This is a genomic window from Litoreibacter sp., assembly GCF_058136045.1.
The window spans coordinates 188,315-203,666 of the sequence record NZ_JBYVDD010000003.1 but is presented as its reverse complement, the minus strand read 5'-3'; the positions used below and the strand labels follow the sequence as shown (position 1 = coordinate 203,666).

At 60.1% G+C, this 15,352-nt stretch carries 18 protein-coding genes; 1 reads left to right on the top strand and 17 read right to left on the bottom strand.

Features of this window, described 5'->3' with window-relative positions; translation table 11 throughout:
- Nucleotides 1-5 precede the first annotated feature (5 nt).
- Nucleotides 6-1,292 (top strand): pyruvate dehydrogenase complex dihydrolipoamide acetyltransferase, encoded by a 1,287-nt coding sequence (locus AC3Y7R_RS02360; RefSeq protein ID WP_490040399.1) that lies wholly within the window; start codon nucleotides 6-8, stop codon nucleotides 1,290-1,292.
- A gap of 70 nt (nucleotides 1,293-1,362) precedes the next feature.
- Here the strand turns inward: AC3Y7R_RS02360 and cysE are convergent, their stop codons facing one another.
- The 17 genes from cysE to AC3Y7R_RS02275 all read right to left on the bottom strand — a co-directional run bounded on the left by cysE (nucleotide 1,363) and on the right by AC3Y7R_RS02275 (nucleotide 15,331).
- Nucleotides 1,363-2,172, bottom strand: a complete 810-nt coding sequence (cysE, locus tag AC3Y7R_RS02355; protein ID WP_490040398.1) for a serine O-acetyltransferase — start codon at nucleotides 2,170-2,172, stop codon at nucleotides 1,363-1,365.
- Between the two features lie 106 nt (nucleotides 2,173-2,278).
- The gene (locus AC3Y7R_RS02350; protein WP_490040397.1) at nucleotides 2,279-2,989 is read right to left on the bottom strand and encodes a DUF2793 domain-containing protein; all 711 of its coding nucleotides are present in this window, start codon (nucleotides 2,987-2,989) and stop codon (nucleotides 2,279-2,281) included.
- Complete coding sequence (locus AC3Y7R_RS02345; RefSeq protein ID WP_490040396.1) at nucleotides 2,982-6,941, bottom strand: baseplate multidomain protein megatron; 3,960 nt, start codon at nucleotides 6,939-6,941, stop codon at nucleotides 2,982-2,984. The genes AC3Y7R_RS02350 and AC3Y7R_RS02345 overlap by 8 nt, the downstream gene beginning before the upstream one ends.
- Nucleotides 6,941-7,387, bottom strand: coding sequence for an NlpC/P60 family protein (locus tag AC3Y7R_RS02340; RefSeq protein WP_490040395.1), 447 nt, complete (start codon nucleotides 7,385-7,387; stop codon nucleotides 6,941-6,943). Before AC3Y7R_RS02340 ends, AC3Y7R_RS02345 begins: the two co-directional genes overlap by 1 nt.
- On the bottom strand, nucleotides 7,384-8,259 hold the full coding sequence (locus AC3Y7R_RS02335) for a DUF2163 domain-containing protein (protein WP_490040394.1): 876 nt from the start codon (nucleotides 8,257-8,259) through the stop codon (nucleotides 7,384-7,386). The genes AC3Y7R_RS02340 and AC3Y7R_RS02335 overlap by 4 nt, the downstream gene beginning before the upstream one ends.
- Nucleotides 8,256-8,888: a phage distal tail protein, Rcc01695 family gene (locus tag AC3Y7R_RS02330; protein WP_490040393.1), complete on the bottom strand. Its 633-nt coding sequence runs from the start codon at nucleotides 8,886-8,888 to the stop codon at nucleotides 8,256-8,258. Before AC3Y7R_RS02330 ends, AC3Y7R_RS02335 begins: the two co-directional genes overlap by 4 nt.
- 38 nt (nucleotides 8,889-8,926) lie before the next feature.
- Nucleotides 8,927-9,589 (bottom strand): phage tail tape measure protein, encoded by a 663-nt coding sequence (locus tag AC3Y7R_RS02325; protein WP_490040392.1) that lies wholly within the window; start codon nucleotides 9,587-9,589, stop codon nucleotides 8,927-8,929.
- Nucleotides 9,589-9,780: a phage tail assembly chaperone gene (locus tag AC3Y7R_RS02320; RefSeq protein WP_490040391.1), complete on the bottom strand. Its 192-nt coding sequence runs from the start codon at nucleotides 9,778-9,780 to the stop codon at nucleotides 9,589-9,591. Before AC3Y7R_RS02320 ends, AC3Y7R_RS02325 begins: the two co-directional genes overlap by 1 nt.
- Nucleotides 9,777-10,094 (bottom strand): gene transfer agent family protein, encoded by a 318-nt coding sequence (locus AC3Y7R_RS02315; protein ID WP_490040390.1) that lies wholly within the window; start codon nucleotides 10,092-10,094, stop codon nucleotides 9,777-9,779. The genes AC3Y7R_RS02320 and AC3Y7R_RS02315 overlap by 4 nt, the downstream gene beginning before the upstream one ends.
- Entirely contained in the window at nucleotides 10,094-10,516 is a 423-nt protein-coding gene (locus tag AC3Y7R_RS02310; protein ID WP_490040389.1) for a phage major tail protein, TP901-1 family, read from the bottom strand. Before AC3Y7R_RS02310 ends, AC3Y7R_RS02315 begins: the two co-directional genes overlap by 1 nt.
- A gap of 160 nt (nucleotides 10,517-10,676) precedes the next feature.
- Nucleotides 10,677-11,087, bottom strand: coding sequence for a DUF3168 domain-containing protein (locus tag AC3Y7R_RS02305; protein WP_490040388.1), 411 nt, complete (start codon nucleotides 11,085-11,087; stop codon nucleotides 10,677-10,679).
- A complete protein-coding gene (locus AC3Y7R_RS02300) occupies nucleotides 11,084-11,419 on the bottom strand; it encodes a phage head closure protein (RefSeq protein ID WP_490040387.1) in 336 nt (111 codons plus the stop codon). The genes AC3Y7R_RS02305 and AC3Y7R_RS02300 overlap by 4 nt, the downstream gene beginning before the upstream one ends.
- The gene (locus tag AC3Y7R_RS02295; protein WP_490040386.1) at nucleotides 11,416-12,012 is read right to left on the bottom strand and encodes a head-tail connector protein; all 597 of its coding nucleotides are present in this window, start codon (nucleotides 12,010-12,012) and stop codon (nucleotides 11,416-11,418) included. Before AC3Y7R_RS02295 ends, AC3Y7R_RS02300 begins: the two co-directional genes overlap by 4 nt.
- 75 nt (nucleotides 12,013-12,087) lie before the next feature.
- Nucleotides 12,088-13,290, bottom strand: coding sequence for a phage major capsid protein (locus AC3Y7R_RS02290; protein WP_490040385.1), 1,203 nt, complete (start codon nucleotides 13,288-13,290; stop codon nucleotides 12,088-12,090).
- 30 nt (nucleotides 13,291-13,320) lie between these two features.
- Nucleotides 13,321-13,881 (bottom strand): HK97 family phage prohead protease, encoded by a 561-nt coding sequence (locus AC3Y7R_RS02285; protein ID WP_490040384.1) that lies wholly within the window; start codon nucleotides 13,879-13,881, stop codon nucleotides 13,321-13,323.
- Nucleotides 13,882-13,901: 20 nt separating this feature from the next.
- The gene (locus AC3Y7R_RS02280) at nucleotides 13,902-14,168 is read right to left on the bottom strand and encodes a GTA head formation protein, RCAP_rcc01685 family (protein WP_490040383.1); all 267 of its coding nucleotides are present in this window, start codon (nucleotides 14,166-14,168) and stop codon (nucleotides 13,902-13,904) included.
- Complete coding sequence (locus AC3Y7R_RS02275) at nucleotides 14,165-15,331, bottom strand: phage portal protein (protein WP_490040382.1); 1,167 nt, start codon at nucleotides 15,329-15,331, stop codon at nucleotides 14,165-14,167. Before AC3Y7R_RS02275 ends, AC3Y7R_RS02280 begins: the two co-directional genes overlap by 4 nt.
- Nucleotides 15,332-15,352 lie beyond the last annotated feature (21 nt).

Here is a 15,352-nt window from a genome sequence, read left to right as displayed (position 1 = left end):
TGAACATGCCAATAGAAATTCTCATGCCCGCGCTTTCCCCAACGATGGAAGAAGGCACCCTGTCCAAATGGCTGGTTAAGGAAGGCGACACGGTGTCCTCGGGCGACGTGATGGCCGAAATTGAAACCGACAAAGCCACGATGGAATTTGAAGCCGTTGATGAAGGTGTTATCGGCAAAATCGTAGTTACTGAGGGCACTGAGGGCGTGAAAGTGAACGCCGTCATTGCCGTATTGCTGGAAGATGGTGAAAGTGTCGATGACATCAGCACCACCAGTTCCGCACCTGCTGCTGCGGCGGCTCCCGTGGCCGATGCCCCTGTGGCCGCATCTGTAGCTCCGGCTGCTGCTGCCCCCGTGACTGCCGATGGCAACCGCGTCTTTGCCTCGCCACTGGCACGCCGCATTGCCGCCAATAAAGGCATTGACCTGACGACGATAACCGGCTCCGGCCCCAAAGGTCGCATCGTCAAAGCCGACGTAGAAAACGCAACTGCCACGCCAAAAGTTGCGCCTGCGGCGGCGGCGGCCACCACCGCTCCGGCCACTGCATTGGCATCGGGCCCAACGCTCGATCAAGTGCGCAAAATGTATGAGGGTCGCGAATACGAAGAAGTGCCGCTCGACGGGATGCGCAAGATCATTGCCGCACGCCTCACCGAGGCCAAGCAATCGGTTCCGCACTTCTATCTGCGCCGTGATATCCAACTCGACGCCCTGCTTAAATTCCGCGCAACGCTGAACAAAACCCTAGAGCCACGCGGCATCAAATTGTCGGTCAACGACTTCATCATCAAGGCCTGTGCTTTGGCGTTGCAACAAGTCCCAGACGCCAACGCAGTTTGGGCGGGTGATCGCACATTTAGTCTGAAGCCATCCGATGTCGCCGTTGCTGTGGCCATTGAAGGCGGGTTGTTCACCCCGGTTTTGCAAGACGCCGAAACCAAGTCGCTCTCGGCCCTCTCGGCCGAGATGAAAGACCTAGCGACCCGCGCCCGTGACCGCAAACTTGCGCCACATGAATATCAAGGCGGCAGCTTCGCAATCTCTAATCTTGGCATGTTTGGCATCGACAATTTTGACGCCATCATCAACCCACCCCACGCCGCTATCTTGGCCGTGGGCGCAGGCACAAAAAAGCCAGTTGTTGGCGATGACGGAGAGCTAAAAGTCGCGGTCGTAATGTCCACCACGCTTAGCGTTGATCACCGTGTGATTGACGGCGCCCTTGGGGCCAATCTGCTCAACGCAATCAAGGATAACCTTGAAAACCCACTGGGCATGCTCACATAAGTAGCTCACATAAACAAAAAGGCCGGATCAAACGATCCGGCCTTTTTTGAACGGTCTTTTGCTATTAAAATCAGCTCTTTACGCCGATAAGTTGATCCATAGATACTGACGGCTGCGCACAACCTGCCTCGCCCACGATCTTTGCAGGAACCCCCGCAACAGTCTTCATCGGCGGCACTTCTTCCAGCACCACAGAGCCCGCCGCAATGCGCGAGCAATGACCGACAGTGATGTTGCCAAGCACCTTGGCACCCGCACCAATCAGCACACCATTCTCGATCTTAGGATGGCGATCATCGTCTTCCTTGCCCGTCCCACCAAGCGTCACGGAATGCAGCATCGACACGTTATCGCCCACGATCGCAGTTTCCCCGATCACGATGGAATGCGCATGGTCAATCATGATGCCTTTACCAATTTTTGCGGCTGGATGAACATCAACACCAAACGCCTCAGAGACCCGCATCTGCACAAAGTATGACAGATCCTTGCGCCCCTGCGCCCACAACCAATGCCCAACGCGGTAGGCTTGAATGGCCTGAAACCCTTTGAAAAACAACAGTGGTTGAATGAACCGCTGGCACGCCGGATCGCGATCAAAAACCGCCACGATATCTGCACGCGCAGCTTCGCCCAGCCACGGATCAGACGCATAGGCCTCATCCGCAATTTCGCGCAATATCTGCTCCGACATCTCGGCCGAGGCCAGCTTTTGCGAAAACCGGTATGCCAAAGCCGACTCAAGCTTCGAATGGTGCAAAATCGTCCCGTGAATAAGCCCGCCAAGCAACGGCTCCTCGGTGATGGCTGCACGCGCTTCTTCAGTGATCTGAGCCCATACCGGGTCAATCTCTGCGAGCTTGGGGTTGGAATGTGCCATCAATAGTCCTTTCAGATGTTGGCCGTAGCCTACTACAGATAGGTAATTTCTGGCAATTCCAAACCCCTGTCACGCGCAAAACTGTGATCACAGTGATCACAAGGGCTTATACCCCCGGTAATTCAAACCGCATCAGGTGCACGGCCAAGCGCACTGTGCCGCCCGCAAAATCACCACCATTGGCCGTCAGTTTCAGCTGCGTGTTGCTGTAATAAGCCTGCGGCTGCCCCGTCACTCCGCGCAGCCACGACCCGTTGCCAATGCCAAGCCCCGAGCCATACCGATTGTCCGAGGCCACAACCCCTAGGGACCAATCGCTCAAAGTGCCTGTGATCGGGGCCACAACCAAGCCAGTTACCGCAAAAACCACCGCGCCATTGGGGATCACAAATCCGGTCAAATCGCTCGTCCCTGCGCTGATATTAAAGTCGAACTCGATGGTTTCGGCGCGCATGGCGGCCCCATAAGGCGAGGTCGAGAGCACGTTTTCCAACCAAACGTTGCCGTCATAGCTAACCCGAACTGCCTCATCGCCAACATAGATATGCCAGCCCATCAAAGGCGTCAGGAACTCCCACCCGCCATTGAGGAAGAACGCCAAGTTACCGTCCTCTCCGCCCCAGTCATTCACCGCGCCCAAGGGCACGAGATAAGTCTCTCCCTCCACCGCCAATGCAGGCGGGGTGCCTACAGATCGGCTCACCACGCTCAGCTGTAATGCCGCATCTATCCGCGCCAATGCCTCGTTCACGGTCACATGTTTTTGCGCCTGCGAGGCAGCCACCAAAGGCAGCTTAAGAGTTGCTGTATCAGCCATTGATTTCGATCCTTGAGTAAAGTCCCGGTCCAAAGCGCAGGGACACCTGCGCCACTTCGATATCATAGGGCGCCACGGCCCCATCTTGCACTTGCGCGGCGGCGGTATAGGTCCAGCCTTGCGCCGCCACCTCGACCTCGCGCACCGTGCTACCGCCCACGATCACCCGAACCGCGTAACGCTCGACCTCCTCGTTCAGAGGCACATCCACCGAGGCCCAGCTATCACCGTCAATGCGCGTGCGTCGCACCCAACTTAGCGCCAAATCACCGCTGGAATTGCGCGCTTTTAGGTGTGCCGGCGCATAGGGCCGCAAACCAATCCCTTGGAATGCCTCGATATAATACCTGTAAGACGGGTCATCATAAGGCCGCAGCGATGGCCCCACACGATAGTGCCGCGCCAAGCCACGCGAGGATAACTCCAGCCCGATTTGCGTCGGCGCACCGTCCAGCATCACAATGCGGCTGCCCACGGGCCAAACATCCGGGATCACCCCGTCACTGCCCGCCTGCCCGCGCAACATGTCTGACAAATCGTAGGTGTTAGGCGCGACCAACTCGGCCTTGGCGAATTGCACTACTTCCCAGTTTTCTGCTGACCCGTCGCCAATCGCCGCGACATTGGCCCCGTTAAGCACCGCCTCCCGCGTCACGGAACTTAACGGCTCGCCAGCAACCTTGACGCGCAACGGTGTGCCCCGCTGCCACAACCCGGCCTCGACCCGTGGCAATGACGTCAACAAGACCCCCATGCGCGATGGCCGCTCAATCACCGTGTTCAGCGCATAACCGCTATCTTGCGCAGAGCCATAGACCGCCGCGCCCCCCGGCCAAGGCCGCGCCGTCGCCGCCACATAGGGCGCATGCGCCACCTCATCGCCCTTGAGCAATGGCAGGTCCATAAATTGCGCCGACACCGGAATAGGAACCGAGAACGACCGCACCTCGCCCACGCTCTCCACCGCCTCGCTTGGCGTGTAGATCTGACGCTCGACCCGAACCGCCTCGATGTGGCGCGCGCCGCGGTCTTCCACCCGGTCAACCCGGAACAAGGTCTCGTCGCCGCGCGGGTCCGTCAGCCGGGCCAAATCCCCCGCCCGCAGATCACTGCGCGATGGCGGCACGGTGAAACTCACCGCATCGCGCGCCACCCGCGCCTCCGACAACCACCGCTCGGCAATTGTCGTGGCTTCAGCCTGCGTAAAGGCCATGGGCAACTCGTTCTGGGTCACATCCACCGAGCCGTCATGCGGGAACTTGGCCGCCGCAACACGCGCCACAAACTCGCCCTCGGCCTCAACATAGCCAAGGCGCACTTCGCCCACGACCTCTGCCTGAGGCGCGCGGATCTGCTCGATCACCGGATTACCGTCCGTCACCACAAATTCTGCGTCTGCTATGGCCACTTCCACCGCGTCCTTGCGTGACTGGAACACCACCTTGCCGCCGCGCTCGATAGCATCAAAGCCCAGCGCAATCATCAAAGGTTGCAAAGCCGCGCGTGGCGTGTCGAACTCCGTCACCCCATAGCCGCGCACGATCCCGTGCAAATCATCCACATCATACGCGCTCAACCCCACGCTCTCGCAAATCTCGCCCACCACATGCGCCAGCGGCATCACCGCCGTCCGCCCGGTTAACCAGTGGCCGGTTACATGGTTCTGCCCGTCGCTCCACACCGATAGGTTGCTCGGGAAATCAGGCCATGGCCGCGCGTCCCACGCCCAGATAAACGCCCGCGACATATCCACCATTGGCCCGTCATAAACCGCACTCACCGGATTATTCGCGACACCCTCAAAGTAGCCATAATACGCCCGCAAATACTGCATCTGCACATAGTCATCGCGCTGCCCGTTCGAAAAATACGGTATCGCGCTTTCGCTCGATTTCGGATCTAGGAACTTATTAGGCTGATTAACGCCCTTATCAATAGCCGCACAGCCCAGCTCGGTGAACCAAATCGGCTTGCCCTGCGCCACCCATGGCGACGACACCGTGGAGCGCACACCGCCCACGCGCTCGTGATGCGCCTGCCCCCACCAATTCCACAAATCCTTGGTGCGATAGACCCATGCCTCATCAAACGCGCCATCCTCAATCGGGGTGCGAATTTGCAAGGCCCGCTCCTCCGCGTCGCGGTAATACCAATCATAGCCCTCCCCGCCGCGAATATTGCGGCGCAGGTAGTCCAGATCATAAATGGAGCGCGCCTCGGAGGCATCCAGATGATCCTCCCCGTCGCGCCAGTCGGCAATCGGCATGTAGTTGTCGATGCCGACAAAATCTATGTCATCATCGGCCCAAAGCGGGTCCAGATGATACAACAAGTCGCCCGAGCCATCTTGCGGCTGATAGCCCGAATACTCCGACCAATCCGCTGCATAGCCGATCTTGGTCTCAGGCCCTAAAATTGCACGCACCTCGCCCGCCAGAACACGCAACGCCGCAACCGCAGGAAAGCCCCCCGTCTCGTCACGAATTTGCGTCAAGCCGCGCATCTCGGAGCCAATGCAAAACGCCTCGACCCCCCCGGCCGCCGCACACAGATGCGCGTAATGCAACACGAACCGGCGGTAGGAATACTCCGGTGCGCCTGTATAGCTCACCACGCCCCCCACTTGGGTAAAGTCAGACGGCTGCGCCGCCCCCATGAACGCCGCGACCTCTTGCCCCGCCGCCACAGTCCCATCCGTCGAGCCGGCAACCCCCACAGCCTTCTCGGACGTGATCCGCCCCCGCCACGGCAAAGCAGGCTGCTCCAGCGCATCGCTATACGGGTCAGGCAAACTATTCCCCGCGATCTGCTCCATCAGGATAAACGGGTAGAACATCACCTCCTGCCCCGCATCTTTCAGCGCGGCAATCGCCTCCACCACCGAAGCATCCGACGGCGTTCCGCCATAAACCGGGCTGTCATCCACCCGCGCCACCGCCTGCGCCGTTGCGCGGGTCACACCAGACACCGTCCAGTTTGTCGGATCATTCACTACTGGCACCGGAAGCGAGCCAATATGAACCGGCACATCCCCCTGCTCTTCTACCTTGGGCGCCACCGTACACTGCCCAGCGCGCAGATCATCGCCAAACCAGCTCACCACCAGCGATGTCGACTTGCAATTGGGCAACTCCCCCGTCAATGCCTCCAAAGAGGACACCAAATCCGGCTCGCCAGAGGCGCTGTTCACATTAGCAGCGACCTCCTCGCCCAGCTCTCCTTTGCGGTATACGGGCGTTGTCGCCAGTGCGAACTCCCCCGAGCCCGGCATCAAAGCCACGCCCTGCACCAGATCAGACGCCAGCGGTTCCGTCACACCAGCGGCACGCGATGGCCGGATCACCTCAAACGTAAGCTGCGGCACGCGGTTGCCGTAGTCGCTCAAATCCAAGTCCTCAATCACCACATAGGCCAGCCCGCGATAGGCCGGAATGGTCCCCTCGCCCTCAATCGCGCTCATCACCGGATCAGGTTGCTGCTCCTTGGTGCCACGATACACCCGCAGGTTCAGATCTGACTTGCGCACAATCGAGCCATCCGCCCAAATCCGCCCCACACGGGCAATCTCGCCCTCGCACAGCGCCACCGCAATCGAGATGCAATAGCTATACTGACGCGTCGTGGCTTTTGGCCCGCCGCCCTTGCCGCCGCCCTGTTCGCTAACCGTCACCTTCTCCTTGAACCGCGAGGTCCAGATCACATTGCCCGACACCCGCATCCGCCCGAACGCGCGCGCAACAGTGCTGCCCTCATTGGCCCCCATGACGCGCATCCGGTCTAGGCGGCCCGTCTCGACGACCTGCGAGCCTCCGCCAAGTAAGCGTTGATCAATAGCGCGCCCAATAGTCGCGCCAATGGCACGCCCAATCACCACCGAGCTGATGCCAAACGCACCGCTGCCCAGCACGCCACCTGCGGCGGCCCCTACTGCGGAAAGGAGTATCGTTGCCATTAGCTACCTGCTTTCGGAAATTCAAATCGCGCAACAACGCGCCGTGCCCAAGGCTCCGAGAACGGAGACTCCACAACCCCATGCCCTGAATAGGCATGGATAAACTTCGGGGTATCGCCCAGCGCCGAGACCAGCCCTAAATGTTTGGCTACCCCCTGCTCGCGCATACGAAACAACACCACATCCCCCAGAGCCGCATCCCTGCGTCCCTTGGCCACCAGACACCGCGCAGCCGCCGCCCACAGGCGCTCCTCGCCCTGCGGCTCCGACCAATCGGCTGAATAAGCAGGCACCGCTTCCGGCTCCGCCCCGTAGACTGCACGCCACACCCCGCGCAAAAGCCCAAGGCAATCCGCCCCCGCCCCCTTGCAACTGGCTTGATGCATATAAGGCGTGCCGACCCAGGCGCGGGCCTCCGCTACAATCTGCTCTGCCACCACGCTCATTTGTACCGGCTCCCGCCGTCATTCGCGCCGGACTCCTGCGGATAAGTCATCAACCAATCCTCGCCCGGAATATGTGGAAATCCCTGAAAATTCGCGATGTTCTGGAATTTTAGGCGGCAGGTCTCGATCCGCTTGTCACAGCCCGCCTCCAGCAACACCATATCCCCAGCGCCCACCGGCATGCGCAACTCTTCCCACAGCTCGATCACCCGCGCGCCGTCCACAACGCGGTCATTCTTGACCATCGCCATAAGCCCCTCGGCTTCACCGCTCAGAACCTCCAAACGGCCCCGCTCGAACCAGCGGTCATCAAAACCGCTCAACTCGGCAAACCGGAACACCCGTGCATCTTCCACAACCTCAACCGCCACCTGCGTGCGGTATCCCGCAGCCTCCAACGCAAAGCAGCATTTCTTATCGCCCAGCACCGCTTGGCACGGCTTTTGGTAAACCCGCCCCACAGGCGTATTCAGCGCCTCCGACAAGCCGCGCAACTCCGCATGGAATGCACCATCTGCGCGCTTCAGCTCGCCGATCGAGCCCTTAAACTGTACCTCGCGCTCATCCACATCGCGCCAGTTCACCAGCCACGCCGTGACCTTAGCCCCATCAAAGCGCCCCGCGTTGATATCTGCCTCGGTCACCGCCTCACCCGACAGCGCCCCCACGGCCTCGGTGTTGTCCACCGCCAAGCCTGTCACCTGCTGCAACGCACTCGCCGTCAGGCCAGTATCGGCCTTGAACTCCGCCCCCTCAAAGAGCAACGCCTCATCATGGTCAGTGAACCCAAACACCCGGCCATCACCCCGCGTTACAGCCCAGCAGCGACACACCGTCGTCAGCCCACCCGCTAAATGCTCCTGCAAACTCATACCCGCACCTCGACCACCGGCACGCTGGGCACTTCACCCGCCTGAAAACTCGCCACACTGGTTTGGATCGCATCCACGTTAAAACGCACCGCCACATCAAACTCATAGCCCGCAGTGATCTCCACCCCCTCATCGGGGGCCTCACCAAAACTCACCAGCCCGGTGTCTACATCCACGTCCCAGTCGATCCCCTCTTGCAAGATAATCCCGTCAAAGCCCACCAGCACGCTGCCCGTCACCATCTTCTTCACCGGGCGCGCATACTCATACCCCCCCGAGGCATAGGTCTTGAGCAACTGCCACTGCGTCTGCACACCGTCGCCCGTACCAATCACCTGATCCTCAAAGCCAACCTCACCCGAGGCCTTGCACGAGCGGAAATCCGACCAGTCCTTCCACCGGAACCCATATAGCTGCCCTTGGCGCGCCTCAAAGAACGCTACCATGACTTCCACGTCATCCAAAGACCGCATCCCCACACCTGCATCATAGCGCCTGCGCGAATGTGCCCAGGGCGTATTGCGCTCCTCAAACCCGTTGGACAGCGTTACCACCTCAGTGCGCCGCTCCGGTCCGCCAAGCGAGCCAAAGGACAAAGCCGCCGGAAATCGTACTTCATGAAAATTCATCGACACACCCTTCCAAAAGGATCAAAAGTTCAACAGGTTCAACGGTTGCGCTGGCCACGGCTCAAGGCCCGACCCATCTGTGCTGCAATCTGGCTTTGCGAGCGCTGGAACCCCGACACATCCGGCGTCGTGATATTCATCACCACCTGCACAGAACTGCCCCCGCCGCCCGCGCGCACACCCAAAGACCCATCAGCGCCGCGCGCCAAGGGCATGATCGCCTCTGGCCCCGCCTCGCCCATCAGCCCCATGCCACCGCGCATGGCAAAATTCGTCGGAGAACTAACCACACCACCCTTGGCAAACGGCATCACGCGCCCTTGGGAAAACGAGCCCCCCTTCTCAAAGGGCAATATCCCAGACACTAGCCCGTTCACCCCATTGGCAATCACCGCACCAAGGCCGTTCTGAATAGGTTTCAGCGCCGTATTGTAGGCCGCGTTGATCATGCTCTCGGCCACGGTCTTCAGCGCATCTGACAGCTTCATCCCGTCAAAGGCCAGCCCGTCAAACGCCTTGCGCAACCCGCCACCAATCGACAGCGACAGCGACGCCACCTCCTTTGAGGTGTACAACATCGTCGAGCGCATCGCCGCCAGCTCGGTCTCGAAGGTGCTCACCACCACCTCCGCACTCCCCAGCGAGGTCTCTAACCCCTCAATGCGGCTCTCCAACCCGTCTATCCCATCCAACACACCCATCACGGCGCTCCTTTTATGTCGCTATACATCCGGTCCAACTCTGCCAGTCGGGCACGGTTCAAAGGCTTCTCAACGGCCTCCAGCCCCAGCACCAAAACCAGCTCAGCTGGCGTCAGCACCCAAAACTCGGCAGGCTTCAAGCCACCCGCCACACCAACCCGCATCAACGCCGGCCAATCAAAGCCACTCACGACGCTGGCGTGCTGAACGCGCGCGCCAATAGTTGCGCCGCCACCTTGGTGCATTCCAACAAACCACCCTCGATCTCGCACGACACCAAATCCCCCGCGACACCGCGCCAGCCACCACCGCGCAAACCTGCCACGATCAATGCCAACACATCTCGGGTCGAAAACTTGCCCGCCTCAAAGCGCTCAATCAGGTCCAGCACATTTTCGCTGTCCAATTCGGCCTCCAGCTCGGCCAGTGCCCCAAGCGTCAGGCGCAACTCATGCGCCTGACCATCCAGAACCAGCCGAACCTCACCTGCCCAAGGGTTCGCCATCAGGGCGTAACAATCGGGGTAAAGCTCAACGCCCCCGCCGAGGCCATCGACATCTCATACGTAGCCTCGCCCTCCAGCGTGCCCGCATATTCAATCGAGGTAATCTGAAACGCCCCCTCAATGATGCCGAAATCAGGAATAATCACCTGAAACTCAGGCACTTCGCCATCAAAGAAAATCTGGCGCGCACGCTCATCCGTCCCCTCATCACGAAACACCCCCGAGCCGGAAATCGCAGCGCTCTTAACACCTGCACCGGCCAGCAGCTCGCGCCACCCCCCCGCACTCTCCATCGAGGTCACGTCCACCTGCTCTGCATTGAACGATATCCGCGTGGCTCTCAGCCCCGCGATGGTCTCGAACTGCCCGTCTCCGGTCAGATCCACTTTCAACAATAAGTCCTTGCCGCGTTGCACGCCCATGGCTCATCTCCATTCACATTTCATTAAGGTTAACGCACCGCCTAAAACCAAAGGCCGTGCACCATCATTGTTCCAAAAATATCCGCGCCGCAGGCTCCAACCGGTGATGCATCCATCACCAACAAAGCAAAGCTCCACCAGCCGCCACCAGCGCAGCCCCTCAGCCATCATCCACCCGCGCCCGAAACGTCAGATCAATGCGCCGCACCGCGCCACTCTCAGCGCGCGCCGCCTTGGCCTTCAGGAACCGGCAATACACCAACCGCCCGCGCGCCAACGCTAGCTCCGCGTCGATCAACACATCGCACACCAAAACCCCGGCCTGCTTGGCAGTTGAAAACCCCGCCGTATCCGTCACCACCGAGATCATGAACTCATGCACCGCACCACCGCCCGAGCCGTCCGACCTGGCCCGCACATTTTCCGGCCCCAAGGTCACGTATAACTCGGGCAATGTCCCCGCAGGTTCCGCATCAAAGATCGCGCCACCGACCAAGGAACTTAGCCCCACATCCCCACTCAAAGCGCCGTAAACGGCCTCTTGTAAGGCTACCGAGATTGCATAGGTCATCCCGCCACCTCCTCAATCGCAAAGCAAGTCAGGTAGCGCGCATCGCGGTCATATTCCGCCACGCCCACAATCCGAAACACCCGTGTTCCCTCGCGAAACCGCTGCTCCGGCTTGGGCCGCGCCTCGGACCCAACAGGAGCGCCGCGCACCACAATCCGGTACGGCACCGACGATACCGTCACCCCCGCTCCGAACCGCTCGCGCCCCGAGCCAGCCTTCACCTGCGCCCAAAGGTCCCCCAAAGCCACCCAAGCCTCAGTGTAGCCCCCGGCCCCGTCAGCCACACGCACCGCGTGCTCCAACACCAGTCGTCGGTTCAGCTCCACACTCATGCCCGCGCCCCCAGCACGCGAATATTGCGGTGCGGCTCCAGCAAGGACACCACGCCAAACGGCATCGCCGCCCCAGCACCCAAAACCTCGTCACGACGCTCATAAAAATGCGCGCCCAGCAGTAGAACCGCCTGCTGCAAATCCGCAGGCACATCGCTCCACGCAGGGCCAAACCCGGCCGTGAAACTCAAAATCGCTTCCCCATCATTCGGGATCGCAGGCAAACAACGCCCCTTGGCAAAGACCCGCGGCCTATGCGTGTCGCGCTCCAACCCATACAGCTCAGAGGCAATCTCGCTCACCACATCTTCCACCGTGCGCAGCGCCAAACTCGTCACCGCAGTGACCGGCGCTACAGGCAAAGGCTGCCCGCCAATGTCGCTCCAATGGGACACGCGCCACTGCAACATCCGCTCGAATAGAACCTTGCCAATACGCGCCTCGATCGCAGCCAAAGACGCGCGCAGAAAACCTTCCAACAAATCATCTTGCAGGCTGTCATCAGTAAAGCCCGACCCCAGTCGTAAATGCGCTTTGAACGCGGCCAAAGGCAAAGCCCCGGCGGGTGTGGTGGTCAATTCAACCAGCTCCATCATCCATCTCCCAAGAAGTCAGTGTCAGTAAAAAGGGGATGCTGGGCGCACCCTGCGCGCCCAGCACAACAGACCTTAGGAAAGGCCGAACTTCAGCAACTTGATCGCCGCAAAGTCAGACACATCACCGCCCACGCGCTTGGTGGCATAGAACAACACATGTGGCTTGGCCGAGAACGGATCACGCAGAATGCGCAGATCTGGACGCTCGGCAATGGTGTAGCCCTTGGTGAAATCCCCAAACGCAATCGCCGTGGTGTCAGAGCCAATGTCCGGCATGTCTTCACCGATCAACACAGCGTAACCCATAAGGCGTGCAGGCTCGCCGGCCGCCAAACCGTCAGACCACAAGAAGCGACCATCAGCGTCCTTCATCTTGCGCACCGCACCCGCCGTCTTGGAGTTCATCACAAACGCCGCATTCGCACGGTATCGGGCACCCAACGAGTACACCAAATCCACAATGCTCTCCGCAGGCGAGCCCGAGGCAAAATCACCATCAACACCCGTCGCGATATAGCCAATATTACCCCACGCCCAAGACGCATCATCCACCGTGCTATGGCTCAAAAACCCTTTAGGCTTGTCCACGCCATCACCGGAAATAAACGCCGCGGCCTCAGCACCGGCAAACTTGTCGGCAATGCGACCAGCCAACCAACCCTCGACGTCAAACGCTGCATCATCCAGCAAACGCTGCGAAGCCTTCGGCAGCGCCGACAACTCGTGCAACGGAATGGAAATACGATCAAACTGCGGCGTGTCTGTCTCTGCTGAAGCTGCCTCAGTTGCCCAGCCAAAACCCAGCTCGGTGTGATCTACCAATACGTCGTAAGACGTCGCTTCCACATTCACCACATTGGCAATTGCACGCAATGATGCCGCAGATTTCAGCACCGTCGCAACCGTGTCTGACGTCTGCGGATCAACCAGATAACCACCATCAGCGGCCACCGCTGTGGTCAAACCTTTGGCCTCCACCTCAAGGCCGCGCAGCGCGTCCTCATCGCCAGAGCGCAAATAGCTATTAAACGCCTTTTGATGCGGCACTCCGGCCTCAACAGATGTGGACAAAGCGGGGCGTGCCGCGCGGGCGAAATTCTTGCGATCCAAATGGGTCATACGGTCTTCCTGTGTTTGTAATCGGGATTTGATGTCAGCCTGAAACAGGCCGAATTCGTCCATGAAACCGGCCATCTCAGTGGCCAAGTTATAAGCCGGAGCCGTGCCATCAGGCGTGCGCCCTCCGGCCCGGGACTTTGTCTCGGGTTTGGTCATGTCATGTCCTGCATGTTAGTTAATGAAAGCTCAGGCCTCGCTGAGCGTGTGACGCAAGGTACGGAAAACGCCCGCTAAATCCTGCGTTGTAGTATCCAGCACAGTGTCGGCCTTAGCCCCCACTCGCGCTTGTTGAAGCATCGGAAATGTCACAAGCGACACCTCCCACAACTCCAGTTCTGCCAAGTGCCTCCGGCCTTTGGCATCCCGTTCGGCCTTCACCGTTCGGTATCCGATAGAGAGCCCGTCAATGGCGCCCGCTTCGATCAGCGCCGCCGCCTCGAACCCCTGCCTTGTCTCGGTCAACAAGCGCCCCTTGACGAACAACCCGCGCGCATCCTCGCGCACCTCGTCCCAGACCCCAATCGGCTGGGCCGGGTCATGCTGCCACAGCAATTTCACCTTGCTACCGCTGGCTTTGAGCCGCTCCAGAGAGGCCGCATAAGCCCCTTTGGTGACCACATCACCGCCCTGATCCGTCTCGCCAAACAGCGAGGCATAGCCCGAAATAGTGGCATCCGCGCCCAACTCCATCTGGTCGCCGATCTGGCAGAACTTTCGTTCTAAATCTGGCCCGTAATAATCTGACATCATTGTATTCCTTCGCTCACTCACGGCAGTAAAACGCCCGTTACGGTTTCTTTCAACACGGCGGCCGCGACCCCAAAGATCGTCAACCAAACCCGCTTATCCAGCCGCTCTAGCCGGGTCTCGATCTGCCCCAGTCGGTAGTCCAGCGCGCTCCAGCGTTCCGCCTGCACCCGCTCCAGCGCTTCCAACTTCAACATCGGAGCCAGCTCTACGCCGCTCTGAAATGGCTCATAAAGGTAGCGTGATCCGCCGCCCTTATGCGCAGCACCCGCCTTGGTCTCGATCATTGCGCCTCCGCTGGTAGCCCCAACAGCACCCGCTTCTCAGCAGCGCTTAGGAAATCAGCCTTTGCCACCCGCGCCCATTGCGCCTCGCGCTCCACAGCCAAGGCCGATATTTGGTCCAAATCAGCGCTCAACTTCACCGCCTCACCGGACAACTCGCTCAGCCAATGCGACACCGAGCCCAACACTTTTCCCGCCATCGGCAACACCGTCAGGCGGTAGAATGCCCGGTTCGCCTCAGCGTAATTCGCGTAGGTCGCATCGCCGGGTATCCCCAGCAACATCGGTGGCACCCCAAAGGCCTGCGCAATCTCGCGCGCCGCTGCCTCCTTGGTCTTCTGGAACTCCATATCGGACGGCGAAAACCCCATCGGCTTCCAATCCAGACCACCCTCCAGCAGCATCGGACGCCCGGCATTGCGCGCGCCCTGATGATGCGCCTCCATCTCAACCTGCAAGCGCTCGAACTGATCATTGGTCATCGATTGCTGACCATCACCGCCCTTGTAGATAATCGCCCCCGAGGGCCGCGCCGCATTGTCCAGCAAGGCTTTTGACCACCGCGACGCGCTATTGTGCACATCCACCGCCGTCGCCGCCGCCTGCATCGGCGAGAACCCGTAATGATCATCTTGCGGATGAAAGCTGCGAATATGGCAGATCGGGGCCAAATCCCCTGTCATGTCAAAGCGGTGCTTGCGCCCGCCCACCGCATATTCATACGCCGCCGCCCAGCCATCAGATCCTGGCACCAAGCGCATCCGCTCCGAGCGCAGCACATGCAACTCAACCGGCACCCCGTCACCAAGCCCCACAGCCTCTAGATAGCCGTTCCCCGACAGCAATAACTGGCCATATAACGCCTCCAGCAATTCAGCACGCGCCTGTGCCTGATTGGGCCGCGACATCAACGCCAACACCGGATGCGTCTCAAAGCGCTGCGCCTCATTTTGCAACACCAATGGCAAAGCTGCAGCCGCCTCCGCGATCATCTTGACCGAGCGAAACCCAACCGGGTTCGCCGCAAATCCCGTGCGTGTCAGCGACGGCGTATCGCGTGGGCTCCATGCAATGCCGCGCCCACCATAGGCCAAAACCTTGCCCGTGGCCGAGGCCTTCGCTTCCGGCACTTCCGCCGCCCCACGCCGTAAAAAGTCAAACACCATCATCCGGCTCCTGTTCGTCCA